Origin of the sequence: Mucilaginibacter gotjawali, from assembly GCF_002355435.1 — a bacterium.
Taxonomy (GTDB): domain Bacteria; phylum Bacteroidota; class Bacteroidia; order Sphingobacteriales; family Sphingobacteriaceae; genus Mucilaginibacter; species Mucilaginibacter gotjawali.
Window position 1 is genome coordinate 3,385,601 of sequence record NZ_AP017313.1, and the last position, 18,548, is coordinate 3,404,148.

Below are 18,548 nucleotides of genomic sequence, written 5' to 3' on the forward strand. Positions count from 1 at the left end.
AAAATATGGTTTGTTCAACCTATTCGCCGCCATTATTGTGACCATGCTCGTAATAGTCAACTCCCGTATCGAACGCCATTACAGTTAAGTTGAACCCAAGTTCAAATTCTTCACCACCAAAAACCATAAAAAGACCTTGCCCTAATGCTTCACCCCAATGTAACACAGATAAGGCTTTATTCGTATGCCATTCATTATATCCTTTACGCATACTATTGACGGCGCCTGCAACGCCAGTTACATCGCCCAGAGTTTTCAAGACACCAGATTCCGCCAACCCGTTCATCTTTCTTAGCCCCTTGGCAATTGCTATTCCACCATCTGCCTCACCAATCGTTCTAAATACGTCTTCAGCGTGATCTATTGGATCTGCGTTAGCATTTATACTTTTCTGAAGTAACCCATTTTGAAAAGCAGTTCCTTCAGGGTCGCTAGCGTCATAAATCATACCGGTAGCACTATTCCCATCAACCGTATAAGCACTTCCGTCGGTATAATGATAAAAATGTGTTACCTGCAGAAAGTGAGATTGTTCTGTATTAATTACGGGTGCTCCTGTAGGACGACTTATATCATAGGCAAACACTGCCGATGCGTAATTTGCGGCAAATCCTTGAGTGCCCCAAGCATTAAACCTATCCAAATAGCCAGCTCCTGCCGTTAAAACGTCTTTATCTGATGTAAATAAAGATTCAGAGCCCAAACCCGAACTATGTCCTCCATATTGACTATGGGAATCAATATAATCTATGGAAGCAAGTAGATCCTCTGTGCTACCGAAGCCCCCACCGCCACTGCCATAATCTCTTACAACAACAGCTGCACTAGCTTCTGCTTCGTAACTCATACCTGTCTGATCATCGTTATAAAGCGCCCACATACCCCACGAACCTCCGCCGCCAAAACCACCAGCAGCATGCCGCGATGGAGAATAACTCGGATCGGCATATTCATTTGGTATCAAATCTCCCATTGGGTCATTTTTCATCACCGGGTTATCGCCTGCATACTGGTAGCTCGTCATGCTTTCAGCGCTTTCGGCAACAGGGTCAACAGCTACCCAGCGGGCTATGGCCGCATCATAATTGCGGTAAAAAGTTTGGTAATAATCGGGCAGGTTGCTGTAATCGTTCTGCCATTCGCTGCCACCGTTATACAGGTTTTTGTTTGGCGTGGTAGGCAGGCTTACCGGGCTGTTAGCAAATGTAAGCCCTGTAGGGTAATAGCTGTTCTCCTGTATTACTTTGGCCGTACCGCCGGTACCGGTATTGTTAAAACTTATCCTGGCATTGCCTTGCGGGTCGGTAATAATGTATTCATTGGTAAAGCCCCCGCTGCCATTGTTCAGCACCCTACCTTCCGGCGCGGCAAAATAGGCCAGCGCGGTGCTACCGCTGGTATTGTTAAATACAAAGCCATCGATATAATCGGTTACTATGGTAGCGGAGCCGCTTTTATACGCCTCTTTGTGGATCAGGTTACCTGATGCATCGTAGGTATAATTGATGTATTGTGTAGCAGACAGCATTACCTGGCTGGTTTTGTTAAGGTAATTATAGGATATACTGGTGATCCCCTTGTATGGGTCGGCAGTTAAATTGCCATTTACATCGTACGAATAATTACCTGTACTTGCCGCAATATACTTAAAACCATAGCTGTTATGATTAGCATCGTTGGTTTCGCTGATGGATTGCAGTTGGTTTGGGTTTGCCGTAGTATTGTAAGTATAGGCCAAATGGTCAATCTCGGTAACCGCACCGCTAACCAGGCTATTACGGGTAAGGCTCAAAATATTGCCGTTTACGTCGTAGCCAGTGGCCCCTATCGTTTCGTTATACGCGCCTACGTTGGTAGCAAAACTCCCCGTGCCCGGCGTGTTTCGCTCGCTATAAACAGCGCCGGTGTAGCGGTTTAACTGGTCGTAACTGTAAACATAGGCCCGTTCGTTACTATTGGCGCCGCTGGCATCCTTGCTCATCCATTTAACAGCCGATATTTTACCGTCAAACTTCCCTGTATTACCCAGGTTGGAGTCGCTTTGGTCATACAATATCGTCATCCCGAATACATCGGTTGTTTCCCCGTTGGTTAACGCATTAACAGTCAACGTACTGTTATTGATGCTGGTGAGCATGCCTCGGATATTGTAGCGCATATCCAGGTTTTGCAAATAGGTAGTGCCGCTTACCAGCCCAAGGTTTTTAAGTACCAGCTGCCCCATTTCATTATAGGTATAAGCCGCTATGGTCACTGTGGCTCCGCCATTATAACTTTGGCTAATGGTTTTCACCCGGTAGAAGTAATCGTAAGTAAGGTTGGTTTGCACCGTTGTAGTAGTTGAGGCGGATGTAACTTTCTTCACATAACTTGTTTGCGGTACCCCCATAAAGTCCGGCACTGTTGTTTTATAGTCCGATAAGGTATCTAACTTATAATACAGCTGATTATTGCTTTGGGTTTGTATCGGGTTAAGGCGTTTATCGTAAAAAGTAACGCTTAGCAGCCAATCACCGCTAAGGGCCGCGCCAACGGTTGTTTTGCGCACCATGGTGGGCATCCCTTTTACAGGGGCGGTTGTGGCGGCTTCTTCGTTGGTAAGCCCCTGTGACACATAGGTAAAAGCTGTGGCAGAAGTGGCCAGTTTATAATCATCAAAATAAGCATAGGCCAGCGGGGTAATATTGGCGGAAGGAAAAACCCTCACCGAATAATATCCCGTGGACTGTGTTGCGTTCCGCAGTTCGTAGTAATTGGCATAAGGCAGGCTGCTTACGTAGGTTTGCATTGCGCTCCGGGTCAGCCTGTTTACATTGGCATCAGTATATATGCCCTGGCTTACCGCCCTGCCCTTTGCATCATAGCGGATATAGTTCCATTGGTGGTTAGTGTTCATCAGCGCATCCTGCATTAGCACCGGCCGGTTAAATGGGTCGTATACAATGCTCATTTTGCCTTTGGCGGGTACGGTTTTTTCTATCAGCCTGCCCATGGCATCGTATACAAACTTAAATACCATCGTGCTTACGGGTGCATCATTCGGGTTATAGTCGGCTGGTGCAGTGCTCATTTTCGCCAGCGCCAGCGGCGGGATAATGTACGAGATAAGGCCGCCCACGTTGTAAACATAATAGGTGTCAATATTAACACCCGAATTCTTTTGCCTTTTCAGCACCGTGTGGCCTGCCGCATCGGCAAAGGCCAGGGTTTCCACGCCGTCCTCATCTATGCCGTCGGTTACATATAAGGCATTATCCGCATAGTAATTGACGCTGGTATAAGTGTCGTTTAGGCTCCAGATCAGGATATTGCCGTCCTGGGTGGCATTGTTAAGGCGGTAGGTAACCGACTTATAGTGGTTGCCTGATAACTGGGGTTGAAAACCTGTGCCTGTCATCCCGGCAAACTGAACGCGCTGCAGCGGGCTATTCTCAAAAAGCTGCTGACTGAACGGATAAGTAGTTTCGTTGGCCACCTTGTTGGGGTTGCTGGTGGTGCCGCTATTTGCGTAATAGCTTAGCTGGTCGGCAATGGCCGTTGTGCGGAAACTGCCCGACGGGTTTATCGCGCTATTATCCGTATACGGCAGGTAGCCAGCCGTTTGCTGGCCAAGGGTATTATAAGCCTGCGGCGCTACCATGTCATTATTATTCACCGGGCTGGCCTGCAGGGCAACGGTTTGGATGGAGCGGCCCAACCCATCTATAAATACCCGGGTGGTTTGTATGCTACCCAGCGGCAGCGCATTGATCTGTGCATCGGTGCTTACGCCCGCTACTTTTATTACATCCTGCTGCACATAACCGGGGCTTTGGGCCTGCAGCTTAAAACTGATTAACGCGACGGCAACCGTCAGGAAAATATATTTTGTTATACCGGGGTACATATGATAAGTGTTGGTTTTACGATTCAGGTTGGTTTTCATTTGCTGATGGTTTAGGGGCAAACGGTGTGATACATACTAAAATTCACTGCTGGCTGAGAGGTTAAATCTACGCTCGTAACCGTAATAACGTTGGTTGAACTGTAACTAAGGCAGTTGCTCAAGCCGTTGTTGCCTGTAAGAGCAATGGTAAGGAAACCCAGGCCGGTACCAGAATTATACAGCGGCCCGGTGGTGTTTATGGTGATATCGTAAACATCGGGTATTATATTATAGCCTGCGGTCAACTGAGCGGTTGTAAGCGTATAAATTGTAGCCCCGGTTGTGTGCTTTTTAAACACTACACTGGTTATTGAGCTGCCACTGGTATAGTTATTGTAGGTTAGATTTACCTGAGAAAGAGCACTCACCGTAACCGCCAGTGTTGAGGCTTTACTGCCGTACGCCGGCGAAGACGCAGTAAGGGTAATAGTGTAATTGCCATTTGTTGCGTAGCTATGGCTAACCGGCGAAGTGGAGGTGGTAACCACCTTTGCCGATCCATCGCCAAAATTCCAGGTATAGGTTACGCCCGCGGCGGTAACACAGGTATTATAGGAAGGTGCGGCCATATTCCACGTTGAGCTTATATTATTGTAGGCGGATGCGGGGCCGCTTAGCGCAGGCGCAGTAAAGTTGGCTTCATTGGCAGCACTGGCGTAAATTTTTCGCTGAACAATATTTTTGTCCTGGTCAAATGCATAAAGCATCCGGCCGAATTTATCATAACTAAAATAGGAAGCTACGCCATTGGTATTGGTGGCTGAAGTTTTAAAAAATGCTACCGGATCGTAGGTAACCGAACTCACCTGAGACACATCAGGGTAGGCCCAAACATCATCTATTAAAACAGCCGTGCTGCAACTGATGGTAATGTTGATGGTACTGGTGGCAATGCTGGTTAAGGGCACTTTAACCTCAAGGTATTGCCAGCCTGTCGGGAAAGTGGTGTTACCGGTGGTAGCCACGTAACTTTTGTTTTGCGAATGGCTTACTGTACCATCTGAACTGGCTACCGTTGCCGTTAAAGTACCTGCAGGCGTTGTTGAACGCTGCACCCAGGCCGAAACAACATAATAAACGGCCATCAGGTTCCGGCTCACGGTTTTGGTTAGCGTAGCGCCGGCAGCCAGCGAATTAGAATACTGCCCGCTGCGGCTGGTGCTGCTGAGCGTGGTAGTGCCGGTAAAATTAACGTAGGGCAGATTACTGTCAAAATCGCTGAAAGCAATTTCATCATAGCGCGCATTTGATACCGTTGCCGCCGGCTGAAAACTGTTATGATCGATAAGCACCGTTGATGTATCCCTGAATCCATTATCCGCACTGAGCAGATAACCCGAATAATCATAGGCAAGTTCATGTCCAACCTTAATATAATCCGAATCAAATACAAAAGTATTGGGGCTTGCAGTGCTGATAGACGAAGGTGTTAAAGTCATACCTCCGGGCGTTGAAACTTTATAATATGCTGCCGGCAGCGTAAGGCCCGACCCGCTATAACCCGATGGGGTAAATACGCCATAAGTTGTAAGCGCGGCGCTTACGGTAGTTGCTGATCCTCCGCTGGGGGTAACCTGCGCATATTCCTCAACCGGGGCGTTTACGTTAGCCGCCTGCAGGTTCAGCAGGGCCTGGGTCATGCCGTCACCTGCGGTAGTTACCGTATAATCTTTTACATATTTAAAGTATTTGTTGTAAGCCGTACCATCGCTATTGGTGGTTGATTCCTGCGAAAGTTTGTACATCGAGCCACTGTAGGTATAGTTTGATGTGGTTTGCCGGTAAGTTGTTGGCGCGGTAGCAGAGTACAGTTTGCTTACCACCTGGGTAGTTAACGGCCCTGCGGTGGTATAAATATAGTATTTACCATAGCTTTCTTCGGCACTGGTATTGCTGTCGTATTTAAATGCGGTAATGGTTACCGGAGTTTGCGGAGTGTTATAGGTATAAGTGGTTTCGCTAACTTTGTTATTATTGTTATCATAATTGGTAATATCAAGCGGCAGGCCCCGTTCAAAATCGTAATTGGTACTTGGCACGAAGGGGTAACTCCGCATAATGTTGCTCATAAAACCGATGGTATTGGTTGTTGGCGAACCGCTATAAGTCATGGTAGGGCTCCATGAAGGCGCCCCACTGGGTGTACTGCTATCCCATTGCGAAGCCGGTACGCTAAACTGGTACAAAGTACTGCCGGCCCCGGTCCGGCTTTCCTTTACATAGTTGTAAATGACAGTATGGTCGTCCTGGGAAAGGTCATTTAAGGATATTACTGTTGATTTTCGCCATTTAACAGAGTCAGCCTCAGAGCTGGTATAAACCTGGGTGAAGGCATATTGGGGAAGTGATAGGGCTTTACCACTTGACTGAAAATTCGTCGGATCCAGGTAAGAGTATGATGTAACCGACGGGCTTGCGTTGATACCGTCATAACTGGAAATCTGTTTAACGCGAACGCCTGCACCTAACACATCATCGCCAAGGATTGAAGCATATATCGTATTAGGTTCATAAGAAATTATACTGTACCCCCCGGTAGGATAGTTAATTTGGTTTAATAAGCCTGTTTGTACCGCACCTGTATCAACAACCCTGTTTGTACCGTCGGTTAGACTGGATTGCAGTTTTATTGAATAAACCGAAGGATTATACAGCGGACCAACAGCATATCTGTCATAGCTTGTGTTGGATGGATTAACACAAACAGTAGGCAATAAAACACTTGACGTATTTTTGTTGATATATCCCCAATAATCCATGCTCACCGTTGATGAATCCGGCATGTTAGCAAGGTTTTTGTAAGCAAAGGTGTAGTTAACAGGCGTATTGCAGTCTGGGTCGGTAACATTCGTCAGGAAATACCGCGTAAAGTTGTTACCGCTGTGAACGTTCGCCGTATAATTAAACTGGAAAGACCTTCCAAAACCGGTTATGGTATTTATATAAGAAGCTTTTGTGTAGGAATTATTATTATAGGTAAAGTTAAACGCCGTTACAGGTGAACCAGTTCCGTTACCCTCCTGGTAAGTTATAGATGACAATAATTCCGGTGTTGTTTTTTGCCATACGCTGTACAAAGTAGTGGGCGTTGTGTAGCCGTTAAGGTATACCTGCACTTTATTTGTCGAAGGCATTTCCGTTCCGGCGGTATAGTTGATATTGATCGTATTATTATTCAGATCATGTATTTGCGTCAGGCGCCAGGCGCTGTTATAGGTTATTCCATCTATATATTCCTGGTAGCCTGTATTAAACCAAGATGGGGTAGCTGGATTTACAGACTTCTTTGTAGTTGACTCTGCGGCAGCGAAAACATAGGTGATACCCTGATCATTGGTTATTGTGAAGGAAGTGATGGCCCCCTCCCCTGCACTGTTATAGGCATAAGCTATCTTAAGATCCTGGTAAGGAATTGTCCTGATATTATGGTCCTTGTCAAAGACAAATTGGACCGATAAACCTGGTGCACTCACATTGAAAATATCTGGCTCAGTATCAGAAGGAGCACCGGAGTTGTCACCGAAATTGTTATGAATAAAGTTAACATCAGCAGCCACCATTGGATAATTAGGCGGATTAGTACTATTGTAGATGGTCATATTGTTGATAGTGTTACCTACTGTACCACTCATCCACCCTGCCCGGGACATATACCCCAAATCAATAAGTATATCATCCGGTGTACCACGCACTTCGCGGGTTACTGCCCCGCCGGCAATTAAATTCCATCCCATGCCAGCGCTGCCCTCGATATCCGTAGCTTTTACCCCGTTGGTGCCGTACGATAAGGCTATCGGCAGCGACACATTTCCCACGCTCACGGTGTATAGCGGAACGGTTACCCTAACTGCCCCGGTTGGTTTATCAACGTTGACGACACTTGTTTGGGCGAAAGAAATTAAACTTAAAAATAAAAAATTGAGAATAAGGAAAAATGATTTTTTTTCATGTCAATTGTGAGTATTTAGGAACTTTTCAAATAATAACCCGGGAAAGAGTCGTTATTTGATTAATGAAACAATAATAAGTATTCGTTTTTTATAAAGCAAGCCATTAAAAAAAAAATATTTAAATTAATACGCACTATTTCACCGTCTCCAAATAAACTTCCAGCACTAATTTTTTAACTTCTGCAACAGTTGTCCTGGTAGTTATCACCCTAAAAGTTGCCGACCGGCATACCCCTATCCCTTTGGTGGCCTGCAGTTGATTAAGCATGCGTGTGAGTGCAAAATAATCCCCTTCAAAATCCAGTTTCTGGATGATGAATTTATCGGTATGATATATAGGATCCTGCGTGGGCACTTCGCTTAATTTTACATTTTCTTTTTCAGCTATGGAGGCTATCGCGCTGATGGCACTACTGCGAAACGCTACGGTATCTGTTTTATAAAAATTGATAATTTGGCCGATGTTATGGTTTTTACGGTTCAGGTAGGCCGGTTGCAGGTCTACCCCTGCCGATTGCATTAGCTCTTTGTTCAAACGGTTATGCTCCTGCCAGGCTTCAATCGTCTTTTTAAAGGCCAAATGGTAGCTGATGATCAGCAGCAAAATAGAGGCCGCTACCAGCAAATATTCTCTTTTTATGGACAATTGCTTCAGCATATCAATAAGTAATGGTTATGGTAAATTGCCCTGTGTTTAACTCGCTGTTATAGGCATAGCTATCCAGTTGGATATTCTTTACCCAGTTTTTTGTTTTAACCCTTGCGATCCATTCGTTCACCGGGATGATCTTTTCCGAATTGCCCACAATCCTGATCTCGCGGTTATAAAAAGCCAATGATTTTTGAGCGCGGGTAGTGTTCAGGTCGATAGGGTCAATGGCAACTTCCTTCCAGCTGAGTTCAGGGGGAAGCATCGCGGCCACCTGGTCTATTAATGCGCTTTTATTGATGCCCTCTTCCCATCCTAAAATATGCAGCAAGCCTTCTTTTTGTTTGATGGTATCACTGATCCCTTGTATATCGATAGTGCTTTGGGCGGTACGGCTTGCCCGGGCGCTTAGTTGCGCGTTGGAAGACCCCAGCCACGAAAACAATACAAAATTGATGAGCAACAGGACAAACAATACGGCCAGTACCATAAAACCCTGAACCTTTAGCTTATTGTCTGCTATTTTTTGGTTGAGGGTATTTTCAAGCGCCGGCACTTCCGCATGGATAATATCCAGTTTTGCCGCCAAAACCAGCTGAAAGGCAGCGGCATATGGGATAACCAGTTGTTCCTGGATACTTTCAAGTTCTACCTTTATGGCAAAGGGACTTAATGTTGATTCGTCAAACCGATAATTTATCCAGTTACCCTGCTCATTCCGCTGTATAATGTTTCCGTTGAAGATCACCTCCTGGTCGTAAACATTCAATTGCGAAATAATATTTTGTACAGGGAACGGCCCCAGGCTCAGCATTAACGGAATGAATCCTAATGCATTTAACCCGCTGATCCATTTATCAGCATCTGCCCTGCGAATAATGGAGACAAAGGAGTATTCTCCGGAAATAAAATGCTGAATATAAAAATCGGACGGGTTGCCGTTGGGTAATAGGAGATTGAAATTATTTTGGTTTATCTCATTCACCTTTTCTATCCTTTTATGTAAGACGCCCTTGCCCGATAGATTCAACGCGACGTAGGATTTGGCCGGCAACTGGGTTTTGAGATCCTCAAAACTTTTTAAGTCAGGCGCTTTTTCAGCAATCTCCAGTTGATTATCCTGTACAGTAACCAAACAAGCACTGACAGCCAATGAACCATCATTGCTGATGTGGATGTTTACTCCCGCAGCCTGGTTGATCCTGTAATATTTCTCCAGCATGATCAACGGATAATAGTCGCTTTTATAAACAATACGGTTACTACCTTTGAAGCAGTTTTTGTCCGGCTGCTAAATATCCATTTCAGTATAGGAATCCTCGATAAAAATGGAACACCCGAGCTACTCAGGTCGTTTTCGGTTCGCTCTATTCCGCCCAGTAAAATGGTATCATCGCTGTGCACCCTTAAACTGGAGGTAAACTGGCTGATGGACTGTGGTGGTGGCGAACCATCAGTGGGTATAGATGTAAAATCAGAAATATTTACGTTGATGCCGAGCGTCACCTGGTCGTTGCCGGAAACAATCGGTTTAATCTCGACCGACAGGTCAGCTTTTACCGGGGTGTAAACATTCGTAAAAACTGAAGTATTCGTTGTTGTTGAGGGATAAAGATTTTGCGTGGTATTTTTATAATACACCTGGCTGCCGATACTTAGTTTTGCCGAATGTCCGTTCAGTGCGGTTAATTTCGGTACAGATCTTACATCTATGTTATTATTCGACTCAAGCGCCTGGATGGTGGCGTAAAAGTTTGGCACCACGTGGCCGAGGTTAAGTGAGGTAAGTTTCCCCAAACTATTCAAAAAACTATTCACGCTGCTGGCGCTTGCCGTAAAATTAATGCCTGGTAATAAAGTACCCCCGGTTTTTACCGTACTGTCGGCCACACCAGCCGAAATGCCGGTAGCGATCGTTCTGGTCTTATGAAAATCGATCATGGTGACTTCAATCAGTACCACCGGAACCAATTCATCCAGCGACTTGATAAAGGTTTCCGCCTCTCGTATATCAGCGGATGAACCGGAGATTAATATCGTATTCTGATCCCTGAACTCTTTAATCTCAATGGACTTTTTCCATTCAGCAGGGATCATATTAACCACAGTATCTATTGACCGGTTTTGCAGATGAATGGCTTTGAAAGTTCTCAAACCTTCCAGTTTGCTGTCTCCGATCATATACACCCCATTTTCCGACTGAAATGTATAGGCGGTACCCCTGAATAGCAAGTAAAGAAAAGCATCATAGGTAACGTCTTTCACGTGGATATCAATCGTCCCTTTGATGTCTGAATAAACGGAATAACTGATCCCAAGTTCCTGTGATGCCTGTTTCACCAGGCTGATGATAGGCGAGTTTACCGCTTCCGCGGAGACCAGCTTTTGACCATTAACGGTCCTGATGTATATGCCTGATTGCATATTTCCCCCTGCATTATTTACAGGCCGGAAAGCTTTCCTAACGGATGTGCTTTTATCGCCGTTAACATAAAGTTCTTCGTTCTCATCCAGCATTTGAAAAAGAAAAAAGCCATCATTGGTTTTTATCATTTTGATGTTATTCGTAAATGCCAGCTTGTCAAGCGCGGTTTCAAATGGGGCAGCTTCTATATAGCCGCTTACCAGTTTACCTTCCAGGTTATTCGGCACGATCACGTTTTTACCGGAGACCTGTGAAATCTTTTTGGCGACGGCTTTTAAACTGTCGCTCTCCAGGGACAGGGAGAGGGTATTATCGTTTTTGTTGTATCTGGCATTGATCTCTTTTACAGGCGGTTTGACATAGCGGCCGGGATCATCATAGGCGGTAATGTAAATAATGGTGCCTACTACGCTGATATCCAGGTTATATTTCTTGGCTAAAAACACTAAAATATTCGTTGCTGAAACACCGGCCAGGTTATCATTTACCGCAAAATTTAACTTTGGATCAACACTGATATTTAAACTATTGACACTGGCAATTCCCGATAAATATTGCTGGATGGACCCATTGACCTGCAACTGCACGCTTTGTTTAAGCCCCGGCACGGTTTCAGAAAGGCTGTCCAGCTTTTTTTGGATGCCCTGGATCCTGTTTTGCTGCGCAAAAGCAGGGGCAGAAGTGATGAACAGTAAAAACAAGGTCCGGGTAATTATTTTATACATATAAGGTTTAGTAGTTAAAAAGCAGCGGGTATATTTCTTCTATCGTTGTTTTTCCGTCGCAAAACAGGTTAAATGCGTTTTCGGCTAATGTATGGATTCCCCTGTTTTTTAAAAACTCCTGGATATACATATTGCCGTTTTTAATTTCAAAAGCCAGGTCCTGGTCAATGGGTATCACCTCGTAAACGGCCTTTCTTCCCTTATAGCCGGTGTAATAGCATTGCTCACACCCTTTTGCGAGGTAGTGTTGATGCACCTGGGCATAGGGCTTAAATTGTTTAGGATACAAGTTGTTATCAAAGGGCCGTTCTTCTTTGCAATGCGGGCATAAAAGCCTTACCAGGCGTTGCGCTGCTGTTGTATTTAAAGTACTGGCAACCAAAAACGGGGGGATGCCCATATCGATCAACCTTGACACGGTTCCCCATGCGGAATTGGTGTGGATAGTAGATAACACCAAGTGACCTGTTAAAGCCGCCCGTATCGCCATATTGGCGGTTTCTGTATCCCTGATCTCCCCTACCATAATCACATCGGGGTCCTGTCGTAAAAAAGTCCTTAATGCCGCCGCAAAGGTTAAGCCGATGGATTCTTTCAGTTGCACCTGGTTGATTCCTTCCAGTGTATATTCCACCGGGTCTTCAATAGTTAATATATTCCTTGTCTCTTTGTTAAGTAGTTTTAAGGTCGCATATAAGGTAGTGGTTTTGCCTGAACCCGTAGGCCCGCTGATCAAGAGAATGCCATTTGGCCGCTTGGCCCCCTGCAAATAATTATCCAGGTCAAAGGGCGAAAAGCCCAGCGTATTCAGGTCTATTTCCGTAGCATCGTTATTCAATAAACGGAGTACCACCTTTTCACCATGTAGCGTTGGTAAAACAGAGACCCGGATATCAAACTGCTGATCCTGGTATTTAAAGTTGATGCGTCCATCCTGCGGCAATCGCTTTTCTGCGATATCGAGGTTGGAAAGGATTTTTACTTTATTGATCAGGGCAGGATATTCATCGCGCTTTAACAAATAGCGTTCTACCATCATGCCGTCTATGCGAATGCGTACCCGGCATTTGTTTTCGTAGCTTTCTATATGGATATCACTACTTTTAAGATTCTTTGCCTCCCCGATCAGGTTCATTAAAAAATCATCTTCATGGTGATTGATTTGAAGCTGCACAGAGCCCGGTGCTGCGTTATCTTTGATATAATATTTGGAGAGCAGCCTCGCAATTTGAATAGCTGGTACCGGATTTAATTTAACTGTTGAACCAAGCAACATCTCCAGTTCGGCCGCTAAGGCGAATTGGTCGGCCCCGTCTTCACAATAAAGGAAAAACTCATCCTTTGTTTTATTTTCAGGTAATACACGGTAATACCAGGCCTGGTCTTTAGTGAGCCAGTGTATATTTTCCGTTAATAAAACAATGTCCTTCGTCAAGTTCATTTATGCATAAGATTTAGCAGCCAGGTATCATCCGCAACGTTGAAATGCAGCCAATACCAATCGCTCATTAAAAATACAAGCAGGCACATGGCCTGTAAACCCGCCAGTGGTATATGCCTATTTTCTTTCCCTGAAAATACCTGCCATATCAGCCAAACTATTAATGAAATGGCCAGACTTACCAGGTAGTAAAATAAAAAGTTCAGCACCGAAAGATAAAAAGCGATGCTCAACAGTAATAAGATATCCCCCCATCCCAGCAGCTCCGTAGTGATATTCACCCATCGCCTGCTTTTCAGGGAGAAATAAGCTGAAACCAGCAACAATTGTAAAGCCAGGAAACTGCAATTCATCCATGCAGGCTGGAGAATCTCTGAAAAAGAACGATGCTGCAACAGGATGACTGCAAAAAAAAGAATAACTAAAACCGGAAATAAAATCCAGTAAACAGATCTGCTCTTCAGGTCCTGAAAAAAGACTACCAGCAATACCAAAAGTACCAGAACTCTGATCAGTATCACTTATTTGACAACTTCTTTTAATGTCCCGTCCTGGTTAATCTCCCATGTATTAAAAGTGCCATTACCGCTGATATCCCTTACAGCAGTGGCCCTTGCTGTAAAACCCGTACTGGTGGCATTTGTAATCTCTATCCGGTAAAGCGCGCGGCCATCATCACCGTCAGTTACTAGCTTGTCCTGTATAAAACCTGCTTCATTCAGGTCTTTTGTGTATCTGGAATGTTCGTAAAAATAGCTTTGTTCCAGCGTTTGTAAATGGGCCAGTTGTGTTTTAGCCTCGACACTTTTAGCGCGGTTGATAATGGGCATTAAATTAGGCAGAGCAAGTAAAACAAGGATCCCTATAATTACCAGCACGACCAGGATCTCTGTGAGGGTATAGGCTTTAACGCGTTTTTTAAATAAGGCTGAATAGGTTTTCATATTTAATTAATCGTCCTAAGCTAAATACTAAAATGGAAATTATCAAATAAACCGGCGGGAGAAAATGAAACACATATGTTTTTTTTATTTAGTTAGCTACACATAGCAATATTTATCACGAAAAAATGCTTTATAGCATCAACCTCTTTATACAAATACTTATAACAATGACGCTGGATTCAATCAGGCCAATCGCAAATCACGTAATGCGGGCGTTTTTAACGAGGAACGTTTATCGTTCGTGACCACCTGCCTTCCTTTTCCCGTGCCTGTTCTTGCCAAATATTGCCTCATCATCTATGTCATCACTCATACTAATGCTAATTTGGGGATAACTTAAATAGGAATGAGCTGCATCTGCGCTGTTACCATCCAGTTCGGTGGTCTGGATGTTATCAACATTAGGGTCTACCATTTGTAACTCCCTTATATTCAAATCTAATCGCTGTGCCAAATTACCGTTCTTTTGTGTACTGGCATAAGCTATCGAGTCCTTTAACTGCCTGTGAAATTCAAATAAGCTATCAAAAAGAGTTTCACCGCTTTGCTTAAGGGCCACCCGGGCAAATTGCCCCATCTTTTTAGAATGCGGTTCATTGCCGCCACATGAAGTGATTTTCCGACTGGTCCTTCATCTCGCCCCAAATTTTCGGGTCAAGCAGAATAATTGGGGGATTGATTAAAAAGTATTTGTTTTGCAGGAAGAATAAAAAACAATAACACTTGTCAACTGCATACGAAACGCTAGTCCGTCTGATTCTTCCCGAAGGGCTTTTAGAATACTTTGAACTTAATGATGTCCGTTCATCAGATAGCGGACAATTGAATATATACCTGGAAGAAAAGAACCTTCCGCCAGCGGGTTACGAAAAATCGCAATTGGAATCAAAAGGTTTTTTGCCTGAAGTGAGCATTCAGGACTTTCCTATCCGCGGGCATAAAGTAGCGCTATGCATTAAAAGGCGGAGGTGGGAAGTAAAAGCAAGCGGTGAGATTATTACAAGAGACTGGAATTTAGTAAGAAAAGGGGCGCGAATGACAACGGAATTCGGCACTTTTTTAAAAGGTATATTTGGATAATAACCCGATCAGCTGCCATTTATTAGGCCGTTTATATACAGTTGACGGCAAACAGTTGCAGCAGCAATACAAAGATTTCCTGAGTGACTTCCATAGCTGGGGGCAGAAAGACCATGCGGATGAATGGATGTTGTTTGAAGATAACATCGGTCCCTCGCTTAGTATAGATGAAACAGCCCTTAGCAATGGTGAGCTATATACCATTGTAACCAATAAGGAAGCTAAAGGTGGTAAAAAAGCTATTGTAGCGATGCTGAAAGGTACACAGGCAGAGCAGATCATAGCTGTATTGGAACGCATACCTGTCCGAAAAAGAAACCGGGTAAAAGAGGTGACAATGGACATGGCGGCAAATATGATCAAAGCTGTCAGGAGATGCTTTAATAACGCCATCCGTGTAATTGACCGTTTCCATGTACAAAAATTAGCCTATGATGCTGTACAGGAAGCAAGAATAAAATACCGCTGGGAAGCCCTTGACGCAGAAAGCCAGTCGATTGAGGAAGCCCGGAAAAACAAACAATCCTTTCAGCCCGAAGTATTCAGCAATGGAGATACGTTAAAGCAATTACTGGCCCGAAGCCGGTATCTGTTATTCAAACATGAGTCTAAATGGACTGCTTCTCAAAAGGAAAGGGCCGATTTGCTTTTTCCACGGTATCCGGAACTGTTGAAAGCTTATAACCTTGCTATCAGACTGGGTAAAATATTTACGATCTGCAAAAGTAAGCAGGTCGCCTTTAAAAGGCTGGCAATCTGGTATAACGATGTGGAGGCTGCAGGTATTGATGCCTTTAAAACGGTAGCGAGATCCGTTCATCAGCATTATGAATCCATCTTAAACTTCTTCGATAACAGAAGTACAAATGCTTCTGCCGAATCCTTCAATGCAAAAGTCAAAGCTTTCAGGGCTACTTCAAGGGGCGTAAGAGATACTACTTTCTTTCTGTTTAGACTCACTAAAATATATGCCTAAAAGTACTTATCCCCCAACTTTTCGTCATGATCCAAATTTTCCGACTGATCCCTGATCCAGAATAATTGATTTTTCAAAATTGTCTTAAAACAAAAAACGCCTTAAATCATTGATTTAAAGCGTTTTTTGTTTATTTTGAAATATAACTTGCGGAGAGCTAGGGATTCGAACCCCAGGAACCTTTCACAGTTCAACAGTTTTCAAGACTGCCGCAATCGACCACTCTGCCAGCTCTCCGGGGGCAAAAGTACAAATCCGCGTTGAATTGACAAACTTGATGTTAAGTTTTTTGTAACAAATAGTTAAGTAATTGATTATCTGTACGATTAATATAAAAAAAAACGACAATATCACGTTAATCCGCCGGTTTACCACTGGTTTTATTATCAAAACAGAGCACAATAAAGCGTTTATCAACGTTTAATATGCGCAATATTTGTATGAAGGGTATTAAATATTTTAGAAACCGGATACGGATAGAGCCTGGAACAAGTTAAAATAACCCCAAAAACTTCTTCCTTTTTTTGTGGTGTTTCTTCTTTTGATCCGCCAATTTTGTCGCATTGCTCAAAGAATCATAGTCGGGTATATTGATTCCGGCGGTATCCTTTTTTGTATTGCCGGTGTCGTGTAAAAGTTCCTTTTTTACAGCGGATTTTGGAGAACCTGGTTTTAGGTTAACCGGAGTTACTTTTGTTAAACTATCTCGGGCTGGTAAATCAGTATTGTTTTTTTGCGAAAAAAGAGGTCGCGCCAGGCCAATGATTCCCAGCAGGGATAGCAACACCAACCCGCCCAGCAGATATTTTGATATACGTATGCCCGAACCGTTTTTTGCAGCTTCATCCCGGTATCTTTGTACAACCGCCTGTAATTGTTCATTCTCTGCTCTTAAAATCGCTACAGGGGCCTCTTCAGGCGCTGCCGACGTGCTGCCAAGTACAAGTGTTTCGTGCAATTCAATACCGTTGCTGTACCGCCCTTCCGGAAGCTTTTCCAGACATCTTACCACCATAGTCAATAACCATGCGGGCACCATTATTTCATGTTCCTGTTTTGCGGAACTCCAGCCCCCAGGTATATTCTGCCTGCGAAGTTCAAGAATATCCGGAACAGGCGCTTCCATATGAGATACCATAACTGCGTTCCGGGCCGTTTCGCCGTTATCTTTCAGCGGAAAGGGCACCTGGCCTGTTAATAGTTCAAACAAATGATACCGTAGCTGTATATGTCCGTTTGAAAAAGCATCTGCCCTTCGTTTTGCTCTGGCGCCATAAATTCTATTGCCCCGGCATGCCGCATACTGCTCCGCCGTTCCTCGTCTAACATTACTGAAAGACCGAAGTCAAGCAGGACGTAATTACCTGAATGAATATTAAACTTTACATTATTACTTTTAACATCGCCGTGCTTTACACCCACGCTATGACAATGCGATAATGCACTGGCTAACTGATCGGCTACCTTTATAGCTTCCTTTACGGTAAAAATGGGCTCGTGCGGCGGCTTCAGCAACTCTTCAAGGTCGGGGCCCTCAACAAATTCCATTTCAATATACGGCAGCGAACCGCTTTCGGTGATACCAAAATTGAGTATTTTGACAATGTTAGGGTTTGGTATTTCGTTAACTTTTTTAAGCTTTTCTACCTCGTTCAAAAATTTCAGGTAGTTTTTATCTCCGGCGTTTTCAGCATAAATAGGTGTTGGAAGGATTTTTACTGCACTGACGACAGGCCCAATTCGGCGCCCCTTGTATACCGACCCCTGGCCCCCCGTTCGTAAAGCGCCCATATTTTCAAGGCCTTCTGCTATTGTAAATATTTTACCCATCTTTATTTTTTTCCGAACGATAACTGAACTCCAGCACCGCTGATTCACCTAAAATTACCTGGTCGCCCTCCCCCAGTTTATGTCCTATAGTCACCGAATGTAATTTTACCAGGCTTTCACTTTGGGCCGATCTTACCTTTATTTTGTTTCGCGGCGGCACGCCGCCTTCGTCAGCAAAGAGCATAAAACAGCCGTTATCCTTGCTCCACTCAATATGAGCGTGTTGCCGGCTTACAAACTTATTGCTTTCATTGGTGCTTTCAGCATCAAAAGCAACCTGGTTCAATCTGAAAAACCCATCTTCTACCTGCACCTTTTTGCCCCTGCCAATATTAATTTTTCCTTCCGGGGAATTTATTTCATACTCCTGCTTTTCAGCAATTCCGTTGAGCACCCTTAGATAAGCGGTTGCCGACCGTTGGATCGTATTTTCTTTTGTACGGATGAAGATCGCAGCGCTCAACGAATTAACTATTGAGGCCTCCGTCGGATATTCATCGGTAAAATCAATATCCATTTCCCATCCTTCCGGGATATCAAGGGCATAGTCGTCGGCTATGCGCTGTATCTCTCCTTTAAACCGGTCTTCTTCCCCTACGTAAA

The 18,548-nt window shown here is 44.2% G+C and carries 14 protein-coding genes and 1 tRNA gene; 2 read left to right on the forward strand and 13 right to left on the reverse strand.

Annotation, left to right across the window (positions count from 1 at the left end):
* Window positions 1-19: 19 nt before the first annotated feature.
* The 9 genes from MgSA37_RS15045 to MgSA37_RS15085 form a co-directional block, all read right to left on the reverse strand.
* A complete protein-coding gene (locus MgSA37_RS15045; protein WP_096353036.1) occupies window positions 20-3,925 on the reverse strand; it encodes a DUF6443 domain-containing protein in 3,906 nt (1,301 codons plus the stop codon).
* 11 nt (window positions 3,926-3,936) lie between these two features.
* On the reverse strand, window positions 3,937-7,746 hold the full coding sequence (locus MgSA37_RS28825; RefSeq protein ID WP_197705995.1) for a PKD domain-containing protein: 3,810 nt from the start codon (window positions 7,744-7,746) through the stop codon (window positions 3,937-3,939).
* Window positions 7,747-8,008: 262 nt separating this feature from the next.
* Entirely contained in the window at window positions 8,009-8,533 is a 525-nt protein-coding gene (locus MgSA37_RS15055; protein WP_096353038.1) for a hypothetical protein, read from the reverse strand.
* A 1-nt stretch (window position 8,534) separates the two neighbouring features.
* Window positions 8,535-9,746: a hypothetical protein gene (locus MgSA37_RS15060; protein WP_096353039.1), complete on the reverse strand. Its 1,212-nt coding sequence runs from the start codon at window positions 9,744-9,746 to the stop codon at window positions 8,535-8,537.
* 2 nt (window positions 9,747-9,748) lie between these two features.
* Window positions 9,749-11,674, reverse strand: a complete 1,926-nt coding sequence (locus tag MgSA37_RS15065) for a type II secretion system protein GspD (protein ID WP_096353041.1) — start codon at window positions 11,672-11,674, stop codon at window positions 9,749-9,751.
* 7 nt (window positions 11,675-11,681) lie between these two features.
* Window positions 11,682-13,115, reverse strand: coding sequence for a GspE/PulE family protein (locus MgSA37_RS15070; protein WP_096353042.1), 1,434 nt, complete (start codon window positions 13,113-13,115; stop codon window positions 11,682-11,684).
* Complete coding sequence (locus tag MgSA37_RS15075) at window positions 13,112-13,636, reverse strand: hypothetical protein (RefSeq protein WP_096353044.1); 525 nt, start codon at window positions 13,634-13,636, stop codon at window positions 13,112-13,114. Before MgSA37_RS15075 ends, MgSA37_RS15070 begins: the two co-directional genes overlap by 4 nt.
* Window positions 13,637-14,059, reverse strand: a complete 423-nt coding sequence (locus MgSA37_RS15080) for a type IV pilin protein (RefSeq protein WP_096353046.1) — start codon at window positions 14,057-14,059, stop codon at window positions 13,637-13,639.
* A gap of 232 nt (window positions 14,060-14,291) precedes the next feature.
* On the reverse strand, window positions 14,292-14,636 hold the full coding sequence (locus MgSA37_RS15085) for a DUF5712 family protein (protein WP_096353047.1): 345 nt from the start codon (window positions 14,634-14,636) through the stop codon (window positions 14,292-14,294).
* A 146-nt stretch (window positions 14,637-14,782) separates the two neighbouring features.
* Between MgSA37_RS15085 and MgSA37_RS15090 the strand changes: the two genes are divergently transcribed.
* Both MgSA37_RS15090 and MgSA37_RS15095 read left to right on the forward strand, forming a co-directional pair.
* Window positions 14,783-15,139 (forward strand): ISAon1 family transposase N-terminal region protein, encoded by a 357-nt coding sequence (locus MgSA37_RS15090; protein ID WP_197705996.1) that lies wholly within the window; start codon window positions 14,783-14,785, stop codon window positions 15,137-15,139.
* The gene (locus MgSA37_RS15095; RefSeq protein ID WP_096353049.1) at window positions 15,132-16,115 is read left to right on the forward strand and encodes an ISAon1 family transposase; all 984 of its coding nucleotides are present in this window, start codon (window positions 15,132-15,134) and stop codon (window positions 16,113-16,115) included. The genes MgSA37_RS15090 and MgSA37_RS15095 overlap by 8 nt, the downstream gene beginning before the upstream one ends.
* Before the next feature lie 150 nt (window positions 16,116-16,265).
* Here the strand turns inward: MgSA37_RS15095 and MgSA37_RS28260 are convergent.
* From MgSA37_RS28260 to MgSA37_RS15105, 4 genes are all read right to left on the reverse strand, one after another.
* Window positions 16,266-16,352: transfer RNA gene (locus MgSA37_RS28260), tRNA-Ser, on the reverse strand.
* 256 nt (window positions 16,353-16,608) lie between these two features.
* Window positions 16,609-17,325, reverse strand: coding sequence for a hypothetical protein (locus MgSA37_RS28830; RefSeq protein ID WP_197705997.1), 717 nt, complete (start codon window positions 17,323-17,325; stop codon window positions 16,609-16,611).
* Window positions 17,310-17,945, reverse strand: a complete 636-nt coding sequence (locus tag MgSA37_RS28835; protein ID WP_197705998.1) for a serine/threonine-protein kinase — start codon at window positions 17,943-17,945, stop codon at window positions 17,310-17,312. The genes MgSA37_RS28830 and MgSA37_RS28835 overlap by 16 nt, the downstream gene beginning before the upstream one ends.
* A complete protein-coding gene (locus MgSA37_RS15105; protein ID WP_197705999.1) occupies window positions 17,938-18,462 on the reverse strand; it encodes an FHA domain-containing protein in 525 nt (174 codons plus the stop codon). Before MgSA37_RS15105 ends, MgSA37_RS28835 begins: the two co-directional genes overlap by 8 nt.
* Window positions 18,463-18,548: the final 86 nt, after the last annotated feature.

What these genes read in the sequence shown, in the direction of transcription:
- MgSA37_RS15045 (WP_096353036.1), bottom strand. Translation starts at nt 3,925, where the DNA reads ATGAAAACCAACCTGAATCGTAAAACCAACACTTATCATATGTACCCC.
- MgSA37_RS15055 (WP_096353038.1), bottom strand. Translation starts at nt 8,533, where the DNA reads ATGCTGAAGCAATTGTCCATAAAAAGAGAATATTTGCTGGTAGCGGCC.
- MgSA37_RS15060 (WP_096353039.1), bottom strand. Translation starts at nt 9,746, where the DNA reads ATGCTGGAGAAATATTACAGGATCAACCAGGCTGCGGGAGTAAACATC.
- MgSA37_RS15065 (WP_096353041.1), bottom strand. Translation starts at nt 11,674, where the DNA reads ATGTATAAAATAATTACCCGGACCTTGTTTTTACTGTTCATCACTTCT.
- MgSA37_RS15070 (WP_096353042.1), bottom strand. Translation starts at nt 13,115, where the DNA reads ATGAACTTGACGAAGGACATTGTTTTATTAACGGAAAATATACACTGG.
- MgSA37_RS15080 (WP_096353046.1), bottom strand. Translation starts at nt 14,059, where the DNA reads ATGAAAACCTATTCAGCCTTATTTAAAAAACGCGTTAAAGCCTATACC.
- MgSA37_RS15085 (WP_096353047.1), bottom strand. Translation starts at nt 14,636, where the DNA reads ATGGGGCAATTTGCCCGGGTGGCCCTTAAGCAAAGCGGTGAAACTCTT.
- MgSA37_RS28835 (WP_197705998.1), bottom strand. Translation starts at nt 17,945, where the DNA reads ATGGGTAAAATATTTACAATAGCAGAAGGCCTTGAAAATATGGGCGCT.
- MgSA37_RS15105 (WP_197705999.1), bottom strand. Translation starts at nt 18,462, where the DNA reads ATGGATATTGATTTTACCGATGAATATCCGACGGAGGCCTCAATAGTT.